The sequence below is a fragment of the Streptomyces sp. NPDC044921 genome, from assembly GCF_056432865.1.
In genome coordinates this window covers 222,021-235,945 of the sequence record NZ_JBWKIF010000013.1, presented here as the reverse complement: position 1 = coordinate 235,945, position 13,925 = coordinate 222,021, and the positions used below count along the sequence as shown (strand labels likewise).

Genomic DNA, 13,925 nt, shown 5'->3' with positions numbered 1-13,925 from the left:
GCGCCTACCGTGAACAGTGACTCAGCGAGTGCGTACGGTGACTGTCCGCAGGTTGTCCGGTCGTGTCCGGGCTGTCGGCGCCGGGCGTACGGGTAGGGCGCTGAGGCAGGGGCGTACGACGGAAGGGTGCGGGATGACGGCCGAGGCGGCGGAGACGGGACGGCTCAAGAGCGAGGCGGACGAGCCGGGTTGGGAGGTGGACCCCGACGACGAGTGGGGTGTCGCGGTCATCGCGACGGTGGGTCGGCAGCTGAAGCTGCGGCGTGAGGCGGTCGGGATGCGGGCCGCGGAGTTCGGGGCGGCGGTGGGGTACGGGGAGGACCTGGTCTACAAGATCGAGGGCGGGAAGCGGATTCCCCGGCAGGAGTACCTCGCGGCGGCGGACCGGGTGCTGGGGGCGGGTGGGCTCATCGCGGCGACGTGGGAGGACGTGAAGAGGGTCCGTTATCCCAAGAAGGTGCGGGAGCTGGCCCAGTTGGAGGGGAGGGCGGTGGAGATCGGGGTGTACGAGTGCATCAGTGTCAGCGGGCTGTTGCAGACTCCGGAGCACGCACGGGCCCTGTTCGAGTCGTGGCAGCCGGCGTATGCGCCGGACGAGGTGGAGCAGCTGGTGGCTGCTCGGATGGCCCGTCAGTCCGTGTTCGAGCGGTCGCCCGCTCCTTCGCTCAGTTTCGTCCAGGAGGAGGCCACGCTGCGGCGCCCGGTCGGGGGCACAATGGTCTGGCGTCAGCAGCTTGAGCGTCTGCTGGAGGTGGGCCGGTTGCGTCACGTCAGGCTCCAGGTGATGCCGACGAGCAGCGAAGCTCATCCCGGTCTGAACGGGAGGATCGAGATGCTGAAGTTCGGGGACGGCACGGCGGTCGGCCGGTCTGACGGCGCCTTCAACGGGCGGCCCACCACTGATCCGAAGCAGATCCAGATCCTCGAACTGCGGTATGGCACCATCCGAGCTCAGGCCCTTCCCCCTCGGGAGTCGCTGACCTTCATTGAGCAACTGCTGGGAGAGACATGATCCGCAACGCTGAACTGACGTGGTTCAAGAGCAGCTACAGCAGTGGCCCTGACGGCAACTCCTGCGTGGAGATCGCGATAACCCCGGACACCGCGACGGTCCTTGTCCGTGACTCCAAGCACACGCAAGGCCCTCGACTGGCGGTGTCGCCCGGGGCATGGGCAGGCTTCGTGTCGAGTCTTCCCGCATGACGTCGGATCCCGCCCCCGACGATCTCGACCTCGACACGATCGAGGAACTGTGCGCGGCCGACTCCCGGCCCCTGGTTCGTCAGGAACGTGGACGACGAGCACGCGATGAACCTGGTCGCCGTCAGCACGGTGGAGGACACCGGCCGGACCGAGCGGTGGCCCGGCTTCGACCACCGGGAGCTGATCGCGGCGACGCTCGTGCAGCAGCCTCGCTACGTGGACTGCGCCGACGAACGCTGGGAGGAGAACGCCGCGTTCATCGCCATGGCGCGTGACGCCCTGCCGCGACTCGTGGCCGAGGTGAAGCGGCTGCGCCTGATCGTGGAGTAGGGGCGTGCCCCTTCCGCCGCGAGATGGTGGACGTGCTGGTGGACCGTATCTGGACGGTCGAGGAGGGCGGGGGGACGGCCGAGGGGTGAGGGACGTCCCGCCCTCGTGCGATGGGACGATGAACGCACGAGTGGTCGAGAGAACGGGGAGGCCGGCGTCATGGCCCGGTACATGGAGTCCCTGACCGTCGAGCGGGGCGGTTTCCGGATCAAGGTGCCGGAGACGTGGTGGGAGTTCGACGTCCGGCCGGAGTCGCGGGACGACTCGATCCGGCGGATGGTGACCGAGCGGGTGCGGCAGCGGCCGGAGCTGGAACAGTACCGGGACACCTACGTCGACTTCCTCCGGCGGGCCGCGGCGGACGCGTGGAAGTCGGGCGCGCTGTACTGCGGCTGCATGGCGGAGAACTTCGGCGGCGACACCCCCATCACGGGGTCCGTGACCGTCTCCCTGGTCGGCGGCCGCAACGAGCGCGGTGAGCCGCTGTCCAACGACCCGGCGGCCATCGCGAGCCAGCTCGCGGTCAAGGAGGCCAAGCGGGAAGGCGACTCCTGGCGCAAGGTGACGACGGTCGACATCCCGGGCGTCGGTCCGGCGGCGCGCACATACGGCATCGAGGACATCGCCGTACCGGGCGATGAGCTCAACCGCACCGTCCGGGCCGTGCTGATGCAGACGTACATCCCGGTGCCGGAGCAGGAGGGCAAGGTCGCCCTGGTCGCGGGCAGCAGCCAGGTGCTCGACCTGGCGGACTCGTTCTTCGACATCTTCGACGCGATCACGTCGACGTTCCGGTTCACGGCCTGACGCCGGTCCGTGCCGCGCTGGCTGCGGGCCCTGCTCGTTCCCCGAACAACCGCGCCTTGTAAGTTCACGTGCGCATACGGGTGTTGACGTTGATGCGGGCGTGACGGGGGTTGCGGTATGGCGGGCCACAGGCCGACGGACTGGCATGTCCTGGACTTGGACAAGGACCCGACCCCTGGTGATCCGCAACGCGTGCGCACACTCGCGAAGCAGTTGCACGACTTCGCCGACGACGTCTCCGACGCGCTGCGTCTGGTCAAGGGCATGGCGGGGGAGGGCACGCTGCTGGAGTGGGCGGGCAAGTCGGCCGACGTCTTCAAGGAGGACTTCGCCGACGTCCCGAAGAACCTCAAGAAGCTGAAGAAGTCCTACGAGATGTGCGGGGACGCGCTGGCGGACTTCTGGCCCAAGCTGGAGCGTGCGCAGTCCCTGGCGGACAAGGCCCTGCGCAAGGGCCGCGAGGCCCGCGACGACCTCTCCTCCGCCCAGTCCCGCCTCGCCTCGGCCGACTCGTGGATGACGCGGGCGACCAAGGAAGCGGACAAGTACAAGGACGACCCGACCGGCAGCAAGTCCGACGCGGACAAGCCGGACGAGGCGAAGGTGCGTGCCGCCACCCGGGACGTGCAGCACGCGAAGTCCGCTCAGACCAAGGCCCAGTCGGACGTCTCCGACGCGCAGGACGCGCTCGCCGCGGCGAAGAAGATGGCCGAGGACGCGCGCAAGATGCGTGAGGAGGCCGCGCGGGAGGCGAAGTCGAAGATCGACGAGGCCTCGGACGCCGGCATCCAGAATCGGTCGTGGTGGGAGGAGGTCGGCGACTGGTTCGTCGACAACTGGGACACCATCGTCGCGGTGTGCAAGGTCGTCGTGGCCGTCGTCGGGATCGTCGCGATGATCATCGGCGGGCCGATCCTGGGCGCGATCGTGCTGATCGCGGCGGCGGTGGTGCTCGCCGACACGCTCTACAAATACAGCAAGGGCCGAGCGTCCCTGTGGGATGTGGGGCTGGCGGCGCTGGACTGCATCCCGGGCATGAAAGGGCTGACCACGCTCGGCGGGCTGGCCAAGGGCATGAAGGGCTTGGGAAAAGTCGGCCTGAAGGGCATGGCGCAGGGAGTCAGGGGGCTGGGCAGGTCCTTGAGAGGCGGTGCGGGCGACCTCGTCAAACGGGCCAAGGCACTCGCCGGGCGCTGCCCGGGCGGTGACCCCATCGACATGGTCACCGGCGAGATGCTGATGTACGACACCGATGTCGAGCTTCCCGGGATCCTGTCGCTGGTGCTGAAGCGCACGCACATCTCCACGTACCGGGAGGGACGGTGGTTCGGCAGGTCGTGGGCGTCGACGCTGGACGAGCGGGTGGAACTCGACGGACAGGGGGTGCTGTTCGCGGCGGAGGACGGCATGATCCTCGCCTATCCCGTGCCTCACCCCGGCGAGCCGACCATGCCGCTGGAAGGCCCGCGATGGCCGCTGGAATGGGACGGACCGCAGAACGGCGCCCTGCGCATCCACGACCCGGCCCTCGGCGTCACTCGTCACTTCACGGCTCTCGCCCAACCGCTGCCGGACATGCCGTACACCTTGGCTCTCACCGCGATCACCGACCGGAACGACAACCGCATCGACATCGACCGGGACCCGGATGGCGCGCCGAGCACGATCCGGCACTCGGGCGGCTACCACATCGCGGTCGAGACGACGGACGGCCTGGTGACGTGCCTGCGTCTGAGGGACGGAGCCGCCGACGACGGAGCCACGACGCTGCTGCGCTACGGGTACTCGTCCGACCGCAACCTCACAGAGATCTACAACTCCTCCGGCCTGCCCTTCCGTCTGGAGTACGACGACCGCGCGCGCATCGTCTCCTGGACCGATCGCAACGGCAGCTGGTACCGGTTCACGTACGACGGCGATGACCGTTGCGTAGCGGGACGGGGCGCCGACGGGTTCCTGGACTGCGTCATCGACTACGACCCCGGGCAGCGCCGCACGACGTACACGAACTCCCTCGGCCACGCCCTTCGGTACGAGTACAACCAGCTCCTGCAGCTCGTCCGGGTGACCGACCCCCTCGGGCGGCAGGAATCGCTCGAATGGGACCGCCACGGACGATTGCTCAAGCAGACCGACCCGCTGGGACGTGAGACGGCGTACACGTATGACGAAGCCGGCAACGTCACGTCCATCACGGGTCCCGACGGTCGCCGGGCCACCGCCGAGTACAACCAGTGGCACCTCCCCGTCCTGACCGTCGGCGGTGACGGAGCCGTGCGGACCTACGGCTACGACGAACGTGGCAACCGTACGTCGGTGGTGGAACCGCAGGGCGCAGAGACCCGTTTCGGTTACGGCCCTGGCGGAGCCCTGACCACGATCACCGACGCCCTGGGTGCGACCGTGTCGATGGTCACGGACGCCGCGGGGCTTCCGGTGCGTGTCACGAGCGCCACGGGCGCAGTCGTCGAGTACTCCAGGGACGCTTTCGGCCGTATCAACACCGTGACGGACCCGCTGGGGGGAGTCACCCGGATCCTCTGGACCACGGAGGGCAGGAGAAGCAAGAGGATCGCAGCCGACGGGAGCACGGAGTCCTGGACCTGGGACGCAGAGGGAAACCTCCTTGCGTACACGGACCCCGCAGGGGCGACGACCGTATCGACGTACACGCACTTCGACCTCCTGGCGAGCAGAACCGACCCCGTCGGCGCGACGCTCCGCTTCGACCACGACACCGAGCTGCGGCTCACCGCCGTCACCAACCCCCTCGGGCTGACCTGGAACTACACCTATGACGCGGCGGGACAACTCGTCGCCGAAGAGGACTTCGACGGACGCTCGCTGACGTACGTCCACGACGCGGTGGGTCGTCTGGTCCGGCAGGTCAACGGCGCCGGCGAAACCGTCGAATTCGTACGTGACGTGGTCGGCAACGTCATCGAGAAACGGGTCGGCGACACGACCACCGTCTTCCGCTATGACGATGCCGGGCTGCTGAAGGAAGCGCTGGCGCCCGGGACACGCCTCGCCTACCGCCACGATGAGTACGGTCGTGTCACGGAGGAGACCGTCAACGGCCGGACCAGCACCTTCCGCTATGACCTGGCCGGTCGGCGCACCACACGCCTGACTCCCTCCGGAGCGGCGAGCCGCTGGTCCTACACCCCGGACGGGCTGCCCCGGGAACTGGCGGCCTTCGACCACTCCCTGCGCTTCGCGCATGACGCCGCGGGCAGGGAGACGGAGGTGCGGCTGGACGACGCACTGTCGGTGCGGCAGGAGTGGGACGCGATGCACCGGCTGCGCAGGCAGACAGTCCTCCCGGTCGGTACTGCGGACCACGCCATGCCGGAGGCGGCCTTCGCGGACCGTCAGTACGTCCATTCCGCGCGCGGTCCCGTCGAGACCATCGACGCCCGGACCGGCGGGACGCGCTACGAACTGGACGCCAGGGGCCGGGCCACCGGTGTTCGCGCGCAGTCCTGGACCGAGGGCTATGCGTACGACTCCGGGGGGCGGCTGATCTCTTCCCAGCGGGAGCAGGGCGAAGGCACCGGGGACACACCTGCACAGCGGTACGCGTACACCGGAAACCGCCTGACGAGAGCCGGCCGCACCAGCTACGCGTACGACGCCCAGGGCAGGGTGGTCCGGCGGACGCGGAGATCCCTCTCAGGCGCCCGCAAGAGCTGGACCTACACGTGGGACGCCGAGGACCGGCTGATCGGTCTCGTCACCCCGGACGGAACGACCTGGCGCTACACCTACGATCCGCTGGGGCGCCGAATATCCAAGGAACGCCTGGACTCCGCCGGAGAAGTCGCCGAGGCCGTGTTTTTCGTCTGGGACGGCACGCGGCTGGCGGAGGAGATACGCGACTCGGGGTCCGGAAACCGCACCACCATCACCTATGAGTACTCGCCCGACAGCCACCGTGCGATAGCCCAGAGCCGTCGCGAGTGGCTTCGTGATGCGCCGCAGGACGAGGTCGACCGCAGGTTCCGGCTCATCGTGAGCGATCTCGCGGGAAGCCCGCTGGAACTGCTCTCGCCGGAGGGCAGAACCACTTGGAAAAACAGATCAGGTCTGTGGGGTGCTCAAGAAGGCGTGCACTCGGCGGAGGAAGACTTCCGCCTTCGGTTTCCCGGTCAGTACTTCGACGCGGAGAGTGAACTCCACTACAACTGTTTCCGCTATTACGACGCGTACTCGGCCCGTTACATCTCACCTGACCCGCTGGGTCTCGCGGCCGGGCCCGACCACTACGCGTACGTGGTCAACCCCCTGGTGTGGTCGGACCCCCTGGGGCTCCAGTCCTGCCCCACCTTCAAGGGACTCGCCTGGATGACCGACAAGATGCTGAAGCGTCCTTCGTTCAGGTACCAGCGTGTCGTGTCCGGCGTGGACTACGAACAGATCTGGCAGCTCTCCGACGGCCGGGCGGTACACATGGACGGTGGCCCGACAAACGGCTGGATCATGGAAGCGAAGTTCACCGGGGGCCGGGAAAGCGAATGGGCCAAGTCCACCTATAATCCCGAGAGCTCGCTCTACAACGAGAAGAAGATCACCGACCAGGCCGCCAAGCTGTTGCAGATGAATGAGGAGCTGGGTGGAAAGGGTGTGCGCTATGCCATTTCGAACCAGGCGGGCGCGGCTCATTTCCGGGAGGTGCTCGGTACTCATTTCCCGGAAGCAATGGCGAATGGTACGCTGGCGGTCTTTCATGTGCCCGGCAATGGTATGAGTGGAATGAGTAAATGGTTGACGTAAGCGCCGAATTGGGTCAGCTGTCCGAACTCGACGAACTCACGGGCCCGGCGGCGGCCGCCGTTCTCGACGCCTCCGGCTGGGAAGGTGAACGCCGGAATCCCGCAAAGGCCTGGGCCACGACATGGCGCCGGGGCGACGCGCGCGCCTGGATCCAGGGCGACGGTCCGGTGGAAGTGGAGTTCACGCTCTGGTACCGGGAGGTCGAGGACGAATGGACGGACCCGGACACCTGCATCGACGACCTGTATGACGCCGCCTCCGCCGAACTTCCTGCCGTGGTCGCCCAGTTGGAGTCCGGAGTGCTCGGCCCGCGGCTGGAGACCGTCGACGAGGACCTCACGGGCGGGGTGGACTACGTCGACCACACCGCGTGGCGGGTCGCGGACAAGGTGGTCCTGGCCGGCGTCAGGCACGACGACACCGAGGCGCCCGTCCAGCTGGTGGTTGTGGTCCGCGACTACGGCGTCGGCGAGCAGGACGACGAGGGGGAGTGGCTCTGACGCACAGGCCTGCCCTCCCTGGCGGCCCGGGCGCCCGCCCGCGCGCCCCTGGTTTGACCTTCGTCACCCCCGGGGTATTCTCTCCGGCTCGATTGGCGTCTGCCTTGCCCCGTATGGCAGACTGTCCGAGTTGCTCGGTCGAGTGTTGATGCTGCGCGCCTCCCGCCGGGGGGACCGGAAGCGAGTCCCACAGTACTCGTCGTCCTAACTGCCACCACGGCAGCGCTGGGGCGGACGTACGGGAATCTTTCGGGAAGCAAGGTGCGGCACCGGCCAGGCACCCGGTGGGCCTTCCGCCCCCGGCCCGCGGTACCGCAAGGGCCGTGTGCAATCCCGCAGGGATGTTCGAACAAGGGACATCTGTGTCAGCGGGAGCGCGACACGCCCGACCGCGTGGGTCGGAGGAGTGAAGGCAGCAGAAGGAATCCGCCGGGTTCCAGAGCGTGAGAAGAGACAGGACTACTGAGTAGCCATGGCGGGACAGAAGATCCGCATCCGGCTCAAGGCCTACGACCACGAGGTCATCGACTCCTCGGCGAAGAAGATCGTCGAGACGGTGACCCGCACTGGTGCGTCGGTCGCGGGCCCGGTGCCGCTGCCCACTGAGAAGAACGTGTACTGCGTCATCAAGTCGCCGCACAAGTACAAGGACTCGCGCGAGCACTTCGAGATGCGCACGCACAAGCGCCTGATCGACATCCTCGACCCCACCCCCAAGACCGTTGACTCTCTGATGCGACTCGACCTCCCGGCCGGTGTCGACATCGAGATCAAGCTCTGAGGCCGGTGATCTGAGAGATGGCTAAGCAGATCAAGGGCATCCTGGGCGAGAAGCTCGGCATGACGCAGGTGTGGGACGCGAACAACCGCGTCGTCCCGGTCACCGTCGTCAAGGCCGGCCCGAACGTCGTCACCCAGGTCCGTACGAACGATGTCGACGGCTACGAGTCCGTCCAGATCGCTTTCGGCGAGATCGACCCGCGCAAGGTGAACAAGCCCCTCAAGGGCCACTTCGCCAAGGCCGACGTCACCCCCCGTCGCCACCTCGTCGAGATCCGCACCGCGGACGCCTCCGAGTACACGCTGGGCCAGGAGATCACCGCTGAGGTGTTCGAGGCCGGCGTGAAGGTCGACGTGACCGGCAAGAGCAAGGGCAAGGGCTTCGCCGGTGTCATGAAGCGCCACAACTTCCGTGGCCTCGGCGCCGGACACGGCACCCAGCGCAAGCACCGCTCTCCCGGTTCCATCGGTGGCTGCGCCACCCCGGGCCGTGTGTTCAAGGGCCTCCGCATGGCGGGTCGCATGGGCAACGAGCGGGTCACCACCCAGAACCTGACCGTCCACGCCGTTGACGCGGAGAAGGGTCTGCTGCTCATCAAGGGCGCGGTTCCCGGTCCGAACGGCGGCCTCGTCCTGGTCCGCACCGCGGCCAAGGGGGCCTGAGGTAATGAGCACTGTTGACATCCTTTCGCCGGCGGGCGACAAGGCCGGTTCCGTCGAGCTCCCCGCGGAGATCTTCGGCGTTGAGAAGGTCAGCATCCCGCTGATCCACCAGGTCGTCGTCGCACAGCTGGCCGCTGCCCGTCAGGGCACGCACAAGACCAAGACCCGTGGCGAGGTCCGCGGCGGTGGCAAGAAGCCGTACCGCCAGAAGGGCACCGGTCGCGCCCGTCAGGGTTCGACCCGCGCGCCGCAGTTCGCCGGTGGTGGCGTCGTGCACGGTCCCGTGCCGCGTGACTACTCGCAGCGGACCCCGAAGAAGATGAAGGCTGCCGCGCTGCGTCACGCCCTCACCGACCGGGCCCGCCACAACCGCATCCACGTCGTCTCCGGCGTCGTCGAGGGCGACAGCCCGTCGACGAAGGCCGCCCGGACGCTGTTCGGCAAGATCTCGGAGCGCAAGAACCTGCTCCTGGTCGTCGACCGCGCCGACGAGGCCGCGTGGCTGTCCGCCCGCAACCTGCCCCAGGTCCACATCCTGGAGCCGGGCCAGCTGAACACGTACGACGTTCTCGTCTCGGACGACGTGGTCTTCACCAAGGCCGCCTTCGAGTCCTTCGTGTCCGGCCCGAAGGCCAATGACACCGAAGGGAGCGAGGTCTGATGGCTATCCGTCACCCCGCAATCGCCTCCAAGGCGGCGAAGAAGGCCAAGGCCGCTCGCGTCGCCAAGGCGCGTCGCCACGCCGCCGAGGGCAAGAACACGGTCGAGACCCCGCTGAGCAAGTCCTTCACGGACCCCCGTGACGTGCTGCTCAAGCCGGTCGTCTCCGAGAAGAGCTACGCGCTCCTCGACGAGGGCAAGTACACGTTCATCGTCGACCCGAGCGCCAACAAGACCCAGATCAAGCAGGCCGTCCAGGCGGTCTTCTCGGTCAAGGTCACCGGGGTCAACACGATCAACCGCCAGGGCAAGCGCAAGCGGACCCGCACCGGCTTCGGCCAGCGTGCGTCCACCAAGCGCGCGATCGTGACCCTCGCCGAGGGCGACCGTATCGACATCTTCGGCGGTCCGACCGCGTAAGCGGGTCGGATCGTCCGATATCGGACGAGGACTGAGAAATGGGAATCCGCAAGTACAAGCCGACTACGCCGGGCCGTCGCGGCTCGAGCGTCGCCGACTTCGTCGAGGTCACGCGGTCCACGCCGGAGAAGTCGTTGGTCCGCCCCCTGCACAGCAAGGGTGGCCGTAACAACTCCGGTCGTGTGACCGTCCGCCACCAGGGCGGTGGCCACAAGCGCGCCTACCGCGTGATCGACTTCCGTCGTCACGACAAGGACGGCGTGCCGGCGAAGGTCGCGCACATCGAGTACGACCCCAACCGCACCGCGCGCATCGCGCTCCTGCACTACGCGGACGGCGAGAAGCGCTACATCCTCGCCCCGCGTGGCCTGAACCAGGGCGACCGCGTCGAGAACGGTCCCGGGGCCGACATCAAGCCGGGCAACAACCTTGCCCTGCGCAACATCCCGGTCGGTACCACGCTGCACGCCATCGAGCTGCGTCCGGGCGGCGGCGCGAAGTTCGCCCGCTCCGCCGGCGCCTCGGTGCAGCTGCTCGCGAAGGAGGGCCAGATGGCCCACCTGCGCATGCCGTCCGGTGAGATCCGCCTGGTCGACGTCCGCTGCCGCGCCACCGTCGGCGAGGTCGGCAACGCCGAGCAGAGCAACATCAACTGGGGCAAGGCGGGCCGCAAGCGGTGGCTGGGCGTTCGCCCGACCGTCCGTGGTGTGGTCATGAACCCGGTTGACCACCCGCACGGTGGTGGTGAGGGCCGGACCTCCGGTGGTCGCCACCCCGTGTCCCCGTGGGGCAAGAAGGAAGGCCGTACTCGTTCGCCCAAGAAGGCGTCGAACAAGTACATCGTCCGCCGCCGCAAGACGAACAAGAAGCGCTAAGGACGGGTTGAGATGCCTCGTAGCTTGAAGAAGGGGCCCTTCGTCGACGACCACCTGATGAAGAAGGTGGACGCCCAGAACGAAGCGGGCACCAAGAACGTCATCAAGACCTGGTCCCGTCGCTCGATGATCGTGCCGGCCATGCTCGGCCACACGCTCGCGGTGCACAACGGCAAGACCCACATCCCGGTGTTTGTCACCGAGTCGATGGTCGGCCACAAGCTCGGCGAGTTCTCGCCGACCCGCACCTTCCGGGGCCACGTCAAGGACGACCGGAAGTCGAAGCGCCGCTAGTCGGCGGGGTGCAATCGACCATGACAGACACTGAAGGGACAACCATGGAAGCCAGGGCCCAGGCGCGGTACATCCGCGTCACGCCCATGAAGGCCCGCCGCGTGGTGGACCTCATCCGTGGCCTGAACGCCACGGAGGCTCAGGCGGTCCTGCGTTTCGCCCCGCAGGCCGCGAGCGTGCCGGTCGGCAAGGTGCTGGACAGCGCCATCGCCAACGCCGCGCACAACTACGACCACACCGATGTCGACAGCCTCTTCGTCTCCGAGGCCTACGTCGACGAGGGCCCGACCCTGAAGCGGTTCCGGCCGCGCGCCCAGGGCCGCGCCTACCGGATCCGCAAGCGGACCAGCCACATCACCGTGGTCGTCAGCAGCAAGGAAGGAACCCGGTAATGGGCCAGAAGGTAAACCCGCACGGGTTCCGGCTCGGTGTCACGACCGACTTCAAGTCGCGTTGGTACGCCGACAAGCTGTACAAGGACTACGTCAAGGAAGACGTCGCCATCCGCCGGATGATGACGTCCGGCATGGAGCGCGCCGGCATCTCCAAGGTCGAGATCGAGCGCACCCGTGACCGCGTGCGTGTGGACATCCACACCGCTCGTCCGGGCATCGTCATCGGCCGCCGCGGCGCCGAGGCCGACCGCATCCGCGGTGACCTCGAGAAGCTCACCGGCAAGCAGGTCCAGCTGAACATCCTCGAGGTCAAGAACCCCGAGACGGATGCTCAGCTCGTGGCCCAGGCCGTCGCCGAGCAGCTCTCCTCCCGCGTCTCCTTCCGCCGTGCCATGCGCAAGAGCATGCAGTCGGCGATGAAGGCCGGCGCCAAGGGCATCAAGATCCAGTGCGGTGGCCGCCTCGGTGGCGCCGAGATGTCCCGCTCGGAGTTCTACCGCGAGGGCCGCGTGCCCCTGCACACGCTCCGCGCGAACGTGGACTACGGCTTCTTCGAGGCCAAGACGACCTTCGGCCGCATCGGTGTGAAGGTCTGGATCTACAAGGGCGATGTCAAGAACATCGCCGAGGTCCGCGCCGAGAACGCCGCCGCCCGTGCGGGCAACCGCCCGGCCCGCGGTGGCAACGACCGCCCGGCCCGTGGTGGCCGCGGTGGCGAGCGGCGCGGTCGCAAGCCGCAGCAGGCTGCCGGCGCCGAGGCCCCCAAGGCCGAGGCTCCCGCCGCCGCTCCGGCTGAGAGCACCGGAACGGAGGCCTGACCGTCATGCTGATCCCCCGTAGGGTCAAGCACCGCAAGCAGCACCACCCCAAGCGCAACGGCATGTCCAAGGGTGGCACGCAGGTTGCGTTCGGCGAGTACGGCATCCAGGCGCTGACCCCGGCGTATGTGACGAACCGTCAGATCGAGGCCGCTCGTATCGCCATGACGCGTCACATCAAGCGTGGTGGCAAGGTCTGGATCAACATCTACCCGGACCGCCCCCTCACCAAGAAGCCTGCCGAGACCCGCATGGGTTCCGGTAAGGGTTCCCCGGAGTGGTGGGTGGCCAACGTCAAGCCCGGACGCGTGATGTTCGAGCTGTCGTACCCCAACGAGAAGATCGCGCGCGAGGCCCTGACCCGTGCGGCTCACAAGCTGCCGATGAAGTGCAAGATCGTCAAGCGCGAGGCAGGTGAAGCGTGATGTCGGCCGGTACCAAGGCGTCGGAGCTGCGCGAGCTGGGCAACGAGGAGCTTCTCAACAAGCTCCGCGAGGCCAAGGAAGAGCTGTTCAACCTCCGCTTCCAGGCGGCGACGGGTCAGCTCGAGAACCACGGTCGGCTCAAGGCCGTCCGCAAGGACATCGCGCGGATCTACACCCTGATGCGTGAGCGCGAGCTGGGCATCGAGACGGTGGAGAGCGCCTGATGAGCGAGAGCAACGTGACTGAAGAGACCAAGACGGACCGCGGTTTCCGCAAGACCCGTGAGGGTCTGGTCGTCAGCGACAAGATGGACAAGACCGTCGTCGTCGCCGTCGAGGACCGCGTCAAGCACGCGCTGTACGGCAAGGTCATCCGTCGTACGAACAAGCTCAAGGCCCACGACGAGCAGAACGCCGCGGGTGTCGGCGACCGCGTCCTCCTCATGGAGACCCGGCCGCTGTCCGCGACCAAGCGCTGGCGCGTCGTCGAGATCCTCGAGAAGGCCAAGTAATTCCTGCGGGGCAAACCCCGCAGGTCAGTTCCGCCAGGCTCCGGGGGACCGCTCGGTGAGCGGCCCCCGGGGAACCGGCAGACGATCAGGAGATAGACGTGATCCAGCAGGAGTCGCGACTGCGTGTCGCCGACAACACGGGTGCGAAGGAGATCCTCTGCATCCGTGTGCTCGGCGGCTCCGGTCGCCGCTACGCGGGTATCGGTGACGTCATCGTCGCCACCGTCAAGGACGCGATCCCCGGTGGCAACGTGAAGAAGGGTGACGTCGTCAAGGCGGTCATCGTTCGCACCGTCAAGGAGCGCCGCCGTCCGGACGGCTCGTACATCCGCTTCGACGAGAACGCCGCCGTCATCCTCAAGAACGACGGCGACCCTCGTGGCACCCGTATCTTCGGCCCGGTCGGCCGTGAGCTGCGCGAGAAGAAGTTCATGAAGATCATCTCCCTCGCGCCGGAGGTGCTGTGAG

At 67.6% G+C, this 13,925-nt stretch carries 18 protein-coding genes; all 18 read left to right on the top strand.

Annotated features, from left to right (window positions below):
* The first annotated feature begins 133 nt into the window (after window positions 1–133).
* The 18 genes from AC07DA_RS22130 (at window position 134) to rplN (ending at window position 13,924) form a co-directional block, all read left to right on the top strand.
* Window positions 134–1,012, top strand: coding sequence for a helix-turn-helix domain-containing protein (locus AC07DA_RS22130; RefSeq protein ID WP_479129870.1), 879 nt, complete (start codon window positions 134–136; stop codon window positions 1,010–1,012).
* Entirely contained in the window at window positions 1,009–1,203 is a 195-nt protein-coding gene (locus AC07DA_RS22125; protein ID WP_479129869.1) for a DUF397 domain-containing protein, read from the top strand. Before AC07DA_RS22130 ends, AC07DA_RS22125 begins: the two co-directional genes overlap by 4 nt.
* 87 nt (window positions 1,204–1,290) lie before the next feature.
* The gene (locus AC07DA_RS22120) at window positions 1,291–1,533 is read left to right on the top strand and encodes a hypothetical protein (RefSeq protein ID WP_479129868.1); all 243 of its coding nucleotides are present in this window, start codon (window positions 1,291–1,293) and stop codon (window positions 1,531–1,533) included.
* A gap of 159 nt (window positions 1,534–1,692) precedes the next feature.
* Entirely contained in the window at window positions 1,693–2,340 is a 648-nt protein-coding gene (locus tag AC07DA_RS22115; protein WP_479129866.1) for a hypothetical protein, read from the top strand.
* A 117-nt stretch (window positions 2,341–2,457) separates the two neighbouring features.
* Window positions 2,458–7,116, top strand: coding sequence for a DUF6531 domain-containing protein (locus AC07DA_RS22110; protein ID WP_479129865.1), 4,659 nt, complete (start codon window positions 2,458–2,460; stop codon window positions 7,114–7,116).
* On the top strand, window positions 7,104–7,616 hold the full coding sequence (locus tag AC07DA_RS22105; protein WP_479129864.1) for a hypothetical protein: 513 nt from the start codon (window positions 7,104–7,106) through the stop codon (window positions 7,614–7,616). Before AC07DA_RS22110 ends, AC07DA_RS22105 begins: the two co-directional genes overlap by 13 nt.
* A gap of 472 nt (window positions 7,617–8,088) precedes the next feature.
* The gene (gene rpsJ / locus AC07DA_RS22100) at window positions 8,089–8,397 is read left to right on the top strand and encodes a 30S ribosomal protein S10 (RefSeq protein ID WP_003948644.1); all 309 of its coding nucleotides are present in this window, start codon (window positions 8,089–8,091) and stop codon (window positions 8,395–8,397) included.
* Between the two features lie 17 nt (window positions 8,398–8,414).
* On the top strand, window positions 8,415–9,059 hold the full coding sequence (gene rplC / locus AC07DA_RS22095) for a 50S ribosomal protein L3 (RefSeq protein WP_010036739.1): 645 nt from the start codon (window positions 8,415–8,417) through the stop codon (window positions 9,057–9,059).
* Window positions 9,060–9,063: 4 nt separating this feature from the next.
* Window positions 9,064–9,720, top strand: a complete 657-nt coding sequence (gene rplD / locus AC07DA_RS22090) for a 50S ribosomal protein L4 (protein WP_311680330.1) — start codon at window positions 9,064–9,066, stop codon at window positions 9,718–9,720.
* Window positions 9,720–10,139, top strand: coding sequence for a 50S ribosomal protein L23 (gene rplW / locus AC07DA_RS22085; protein ID WP_010036733.1), 420 nt, complete (start codon window positions 9,720–9,722; stop codon window positions 10,137–10,139). The genes rplD and rplW overlap by 1 nt, the downstream gene beginning before the upstream one ends.
* A gap of 38 nt (window positions 10,140–10,177) precedes the next feature.
* Entirely contained in the window at window positions 10,178–11,014 is an 837-nt protein-coding gene (gene rplB, locus AC07DA_RS22080) for a 50S ribosomal protein L2 (RefSeq protein WP_142193687.1), read from the top strand.
* A gap of 12 nt (window positions 11,015–11,026) precedes the next feature.
* Window positions 11,027–11,308: a 30S ribosomal protein S19 gene (rpsS, locus tag AC07DA_RS22075; RefSeq protein WP_053759516.1), complete on the top strand. Its 282-nt coding sequence runs from the start codon at window positions 11,027–11,029 to the stop codon at window positions 11,306–11,308.
* A 44-nt stretch (window positions 11,309–11,352) separates the two neighbouring features.
* On the top strand, window positions 11,353–11,700 hold the full coding sequence (rplV, locus tag AC07DA_RS22070) for a 50S ribosomal protein L22 (RefSeq protein WP_466094609.1): 348 nt from the start codon (window positions 11,353–11,355) through the stop codon (window positions 11,698–11,700).
* Entirely contained in the window at window positions 11,700–12,521 is an 822-nt protein-coding gene (rpsC, locus tag AC07DA_RS22065) for a 30S ribosomal protein S3 (RefSeq protein ID WP_369195975.1), read from the top strand. The genes rplV and rpsC overlap by 1 nt, the downstream gene beginning before the upstream one ends.
* A 5-nt stretch (window positions 12,522–12,526) precedes the next feature.
* Window positions 12,527–12,946, top strand: coding sequence for a 50S ribosomal protein L16 (rplP, locus tag AC07DA_RS22060; RefSeq protein WP_004984526.1), 420 nt, complete (start codon window positions 12,527–12,529; stop codon window positions 12,944–12,946).
* Window positions 12,946–13,170 carry a 50S ribosomal protein L29 gene (gene rpmC / locus AC07DA_RS22055; RefSeq protein WP_010036720.1) on the top strand — a complete coding sequence of 75 codons (225 nt, stop codon included), beginning with the start codon at window positions 12,946–12,948 and terminating at the stop codon, window positions 13,168–13,170. Before rplP ends, rpmC begins: the two co-directional genes overlap by 1 nt.
* Window positions 13,170–13,457 (top strand): 30S ribosomal protein S17, encoded by a 288-nt coding sequence (gene rpsQ / locus AC07DA_RS22050; RefSeq protein ID WP_010036717.1) that lies wholly within the window; start codon window positions 13,170–13,172, stop codon window positions 13,455–13,457. Before rpmC ends, rpsQ begins: the two co-directional genes overlap by 1 nt.
* A gap of 98 nt (window positions 13,458–13,555) precedes the next feature.
* On the top strand, window positions 13,556–13,924 hold the full coding sequence (gene rplN / locus AC07DA_RS22045; protein ID WP_003998823.1) for a 50S ribosomal protein L14: 369 nt from the start codon (window positions 13,556–13,558) through the stop codon (window positions 13,922–13,924).
* Window position 13,925 lies beyond the last annotated feature (1 nt).

Excerpts from the sequence above, each read along its gene's own strand:
- rplD (WP_311680330.1), top strand. The coding sequence starts at position 9,064 with ATGAGCACTGTTGACATCCTTTCGCCGGCGGGCGACAAGGCCGGTTCC.
- AC07DA_RS22125 (WP_479129869.1), top strand. The coding sequence starts at position 1,009 with ATGATCCGCAACGCTGAACTGACGTGGTTCAAGAGCAGCTACAGCAGT.
- rpmC (WP_010036720.1), top strand. The coding sequence starts at position 12,946 with ATGTCGGCCGGTACCAAGGCGTCGGAGCTGCGCGAGCTGGGCAACGAG.
- rplB (WP_142193687.1), top strand. The coding sequence starts at position 10,178 with ATGGGAATCCGCAAGTACAAGCCGACTACGCCGGGCCGTCGCGGCTCG.
- rpsS (WP_053759516.1), top strand. The coding sequence starts at position 11,027 with ATGCCTCGTAGCTTGAAGAAGGGGCCCTTCGTCGACGACCACCTGATG.
- rpsC (WP_369195975.1), top strand. The coding sequence starts at position 11,700 with ATGGGCCAGAAGGTAAACCCGCACGGGTTCCGGCTCGGTGTCACGACC.
- rpsQ (WP_010036717.1), top strand. The coding sequence starts at position 13,170 with ATGAGCGAGAGCAACGTGACTGAAGAGACCAAGACGGACCGCGGTTTC.
- rpsJ (WP_003948644.1), top strand. The coding sequence starts at position 8,089 with ATGGCGGGACAGAAGATCCGCATCCGGCTCAAGGCCTACGACCACGAG.
- rplV (WP_466094609.1), top strand. The coding sequence starts at position 11,353 with ATGGAAGCCAGGGCCCAGGCGCGGTACATCCGCGTCACGCCCATGAAG.
- AC07DA_RS22115 (WP_479129866.1), top strand. The coding sequence starts at position 1,693 with ATGGCCCGGTACATGGAGTCCCTGACCGTCGAGCGGGGCGGTTTCCGG.
- rplP (WP_004984526.1), top strand. The coding sequence starts at position 12,527 with ATGCTGATCCCCCGTAGGGTCAAGCACCGCAAGCAGCACCACCCCAAG.
- AC07DA_RS22110 (WP_479129865.1), top strand. The coding sequence starts at position 2,458 with ATGGCGGGCCACAGGCCGACGGACTGGCATGTCCTGGACTTGGACAAG.
- AC07DA_RS22130 (WP_479129870.1), top strand. The coding sequence starts at position 134 with ATGACGGCCGAGGCGGCGGAGACGGGACGGCTCAAGAGCGAGGCGGAC.
- rplC (WP_010036739.1), top strand. The coding sequence starts at position 8,415 with ATGGCTAAGCAGATCAAGGGCATCCTGGGCGAGAAGCTCGGCATGACG.
- AC07DA_RS22105 (WP_479129864.1), top strand. The coding sequence starts at position 7,104 with ATGGTTGACGTAAGCGCCGAATTGGGTCAGCTGTCCGAACTCGACGAA.
- rplW (WP_010036733.1), top strand. The coding sequence starts at position 9,720 with ATGGCTATCCGTCACCCCGCAATCGCCTCCAAGGCGGCGAAGAAGGCC.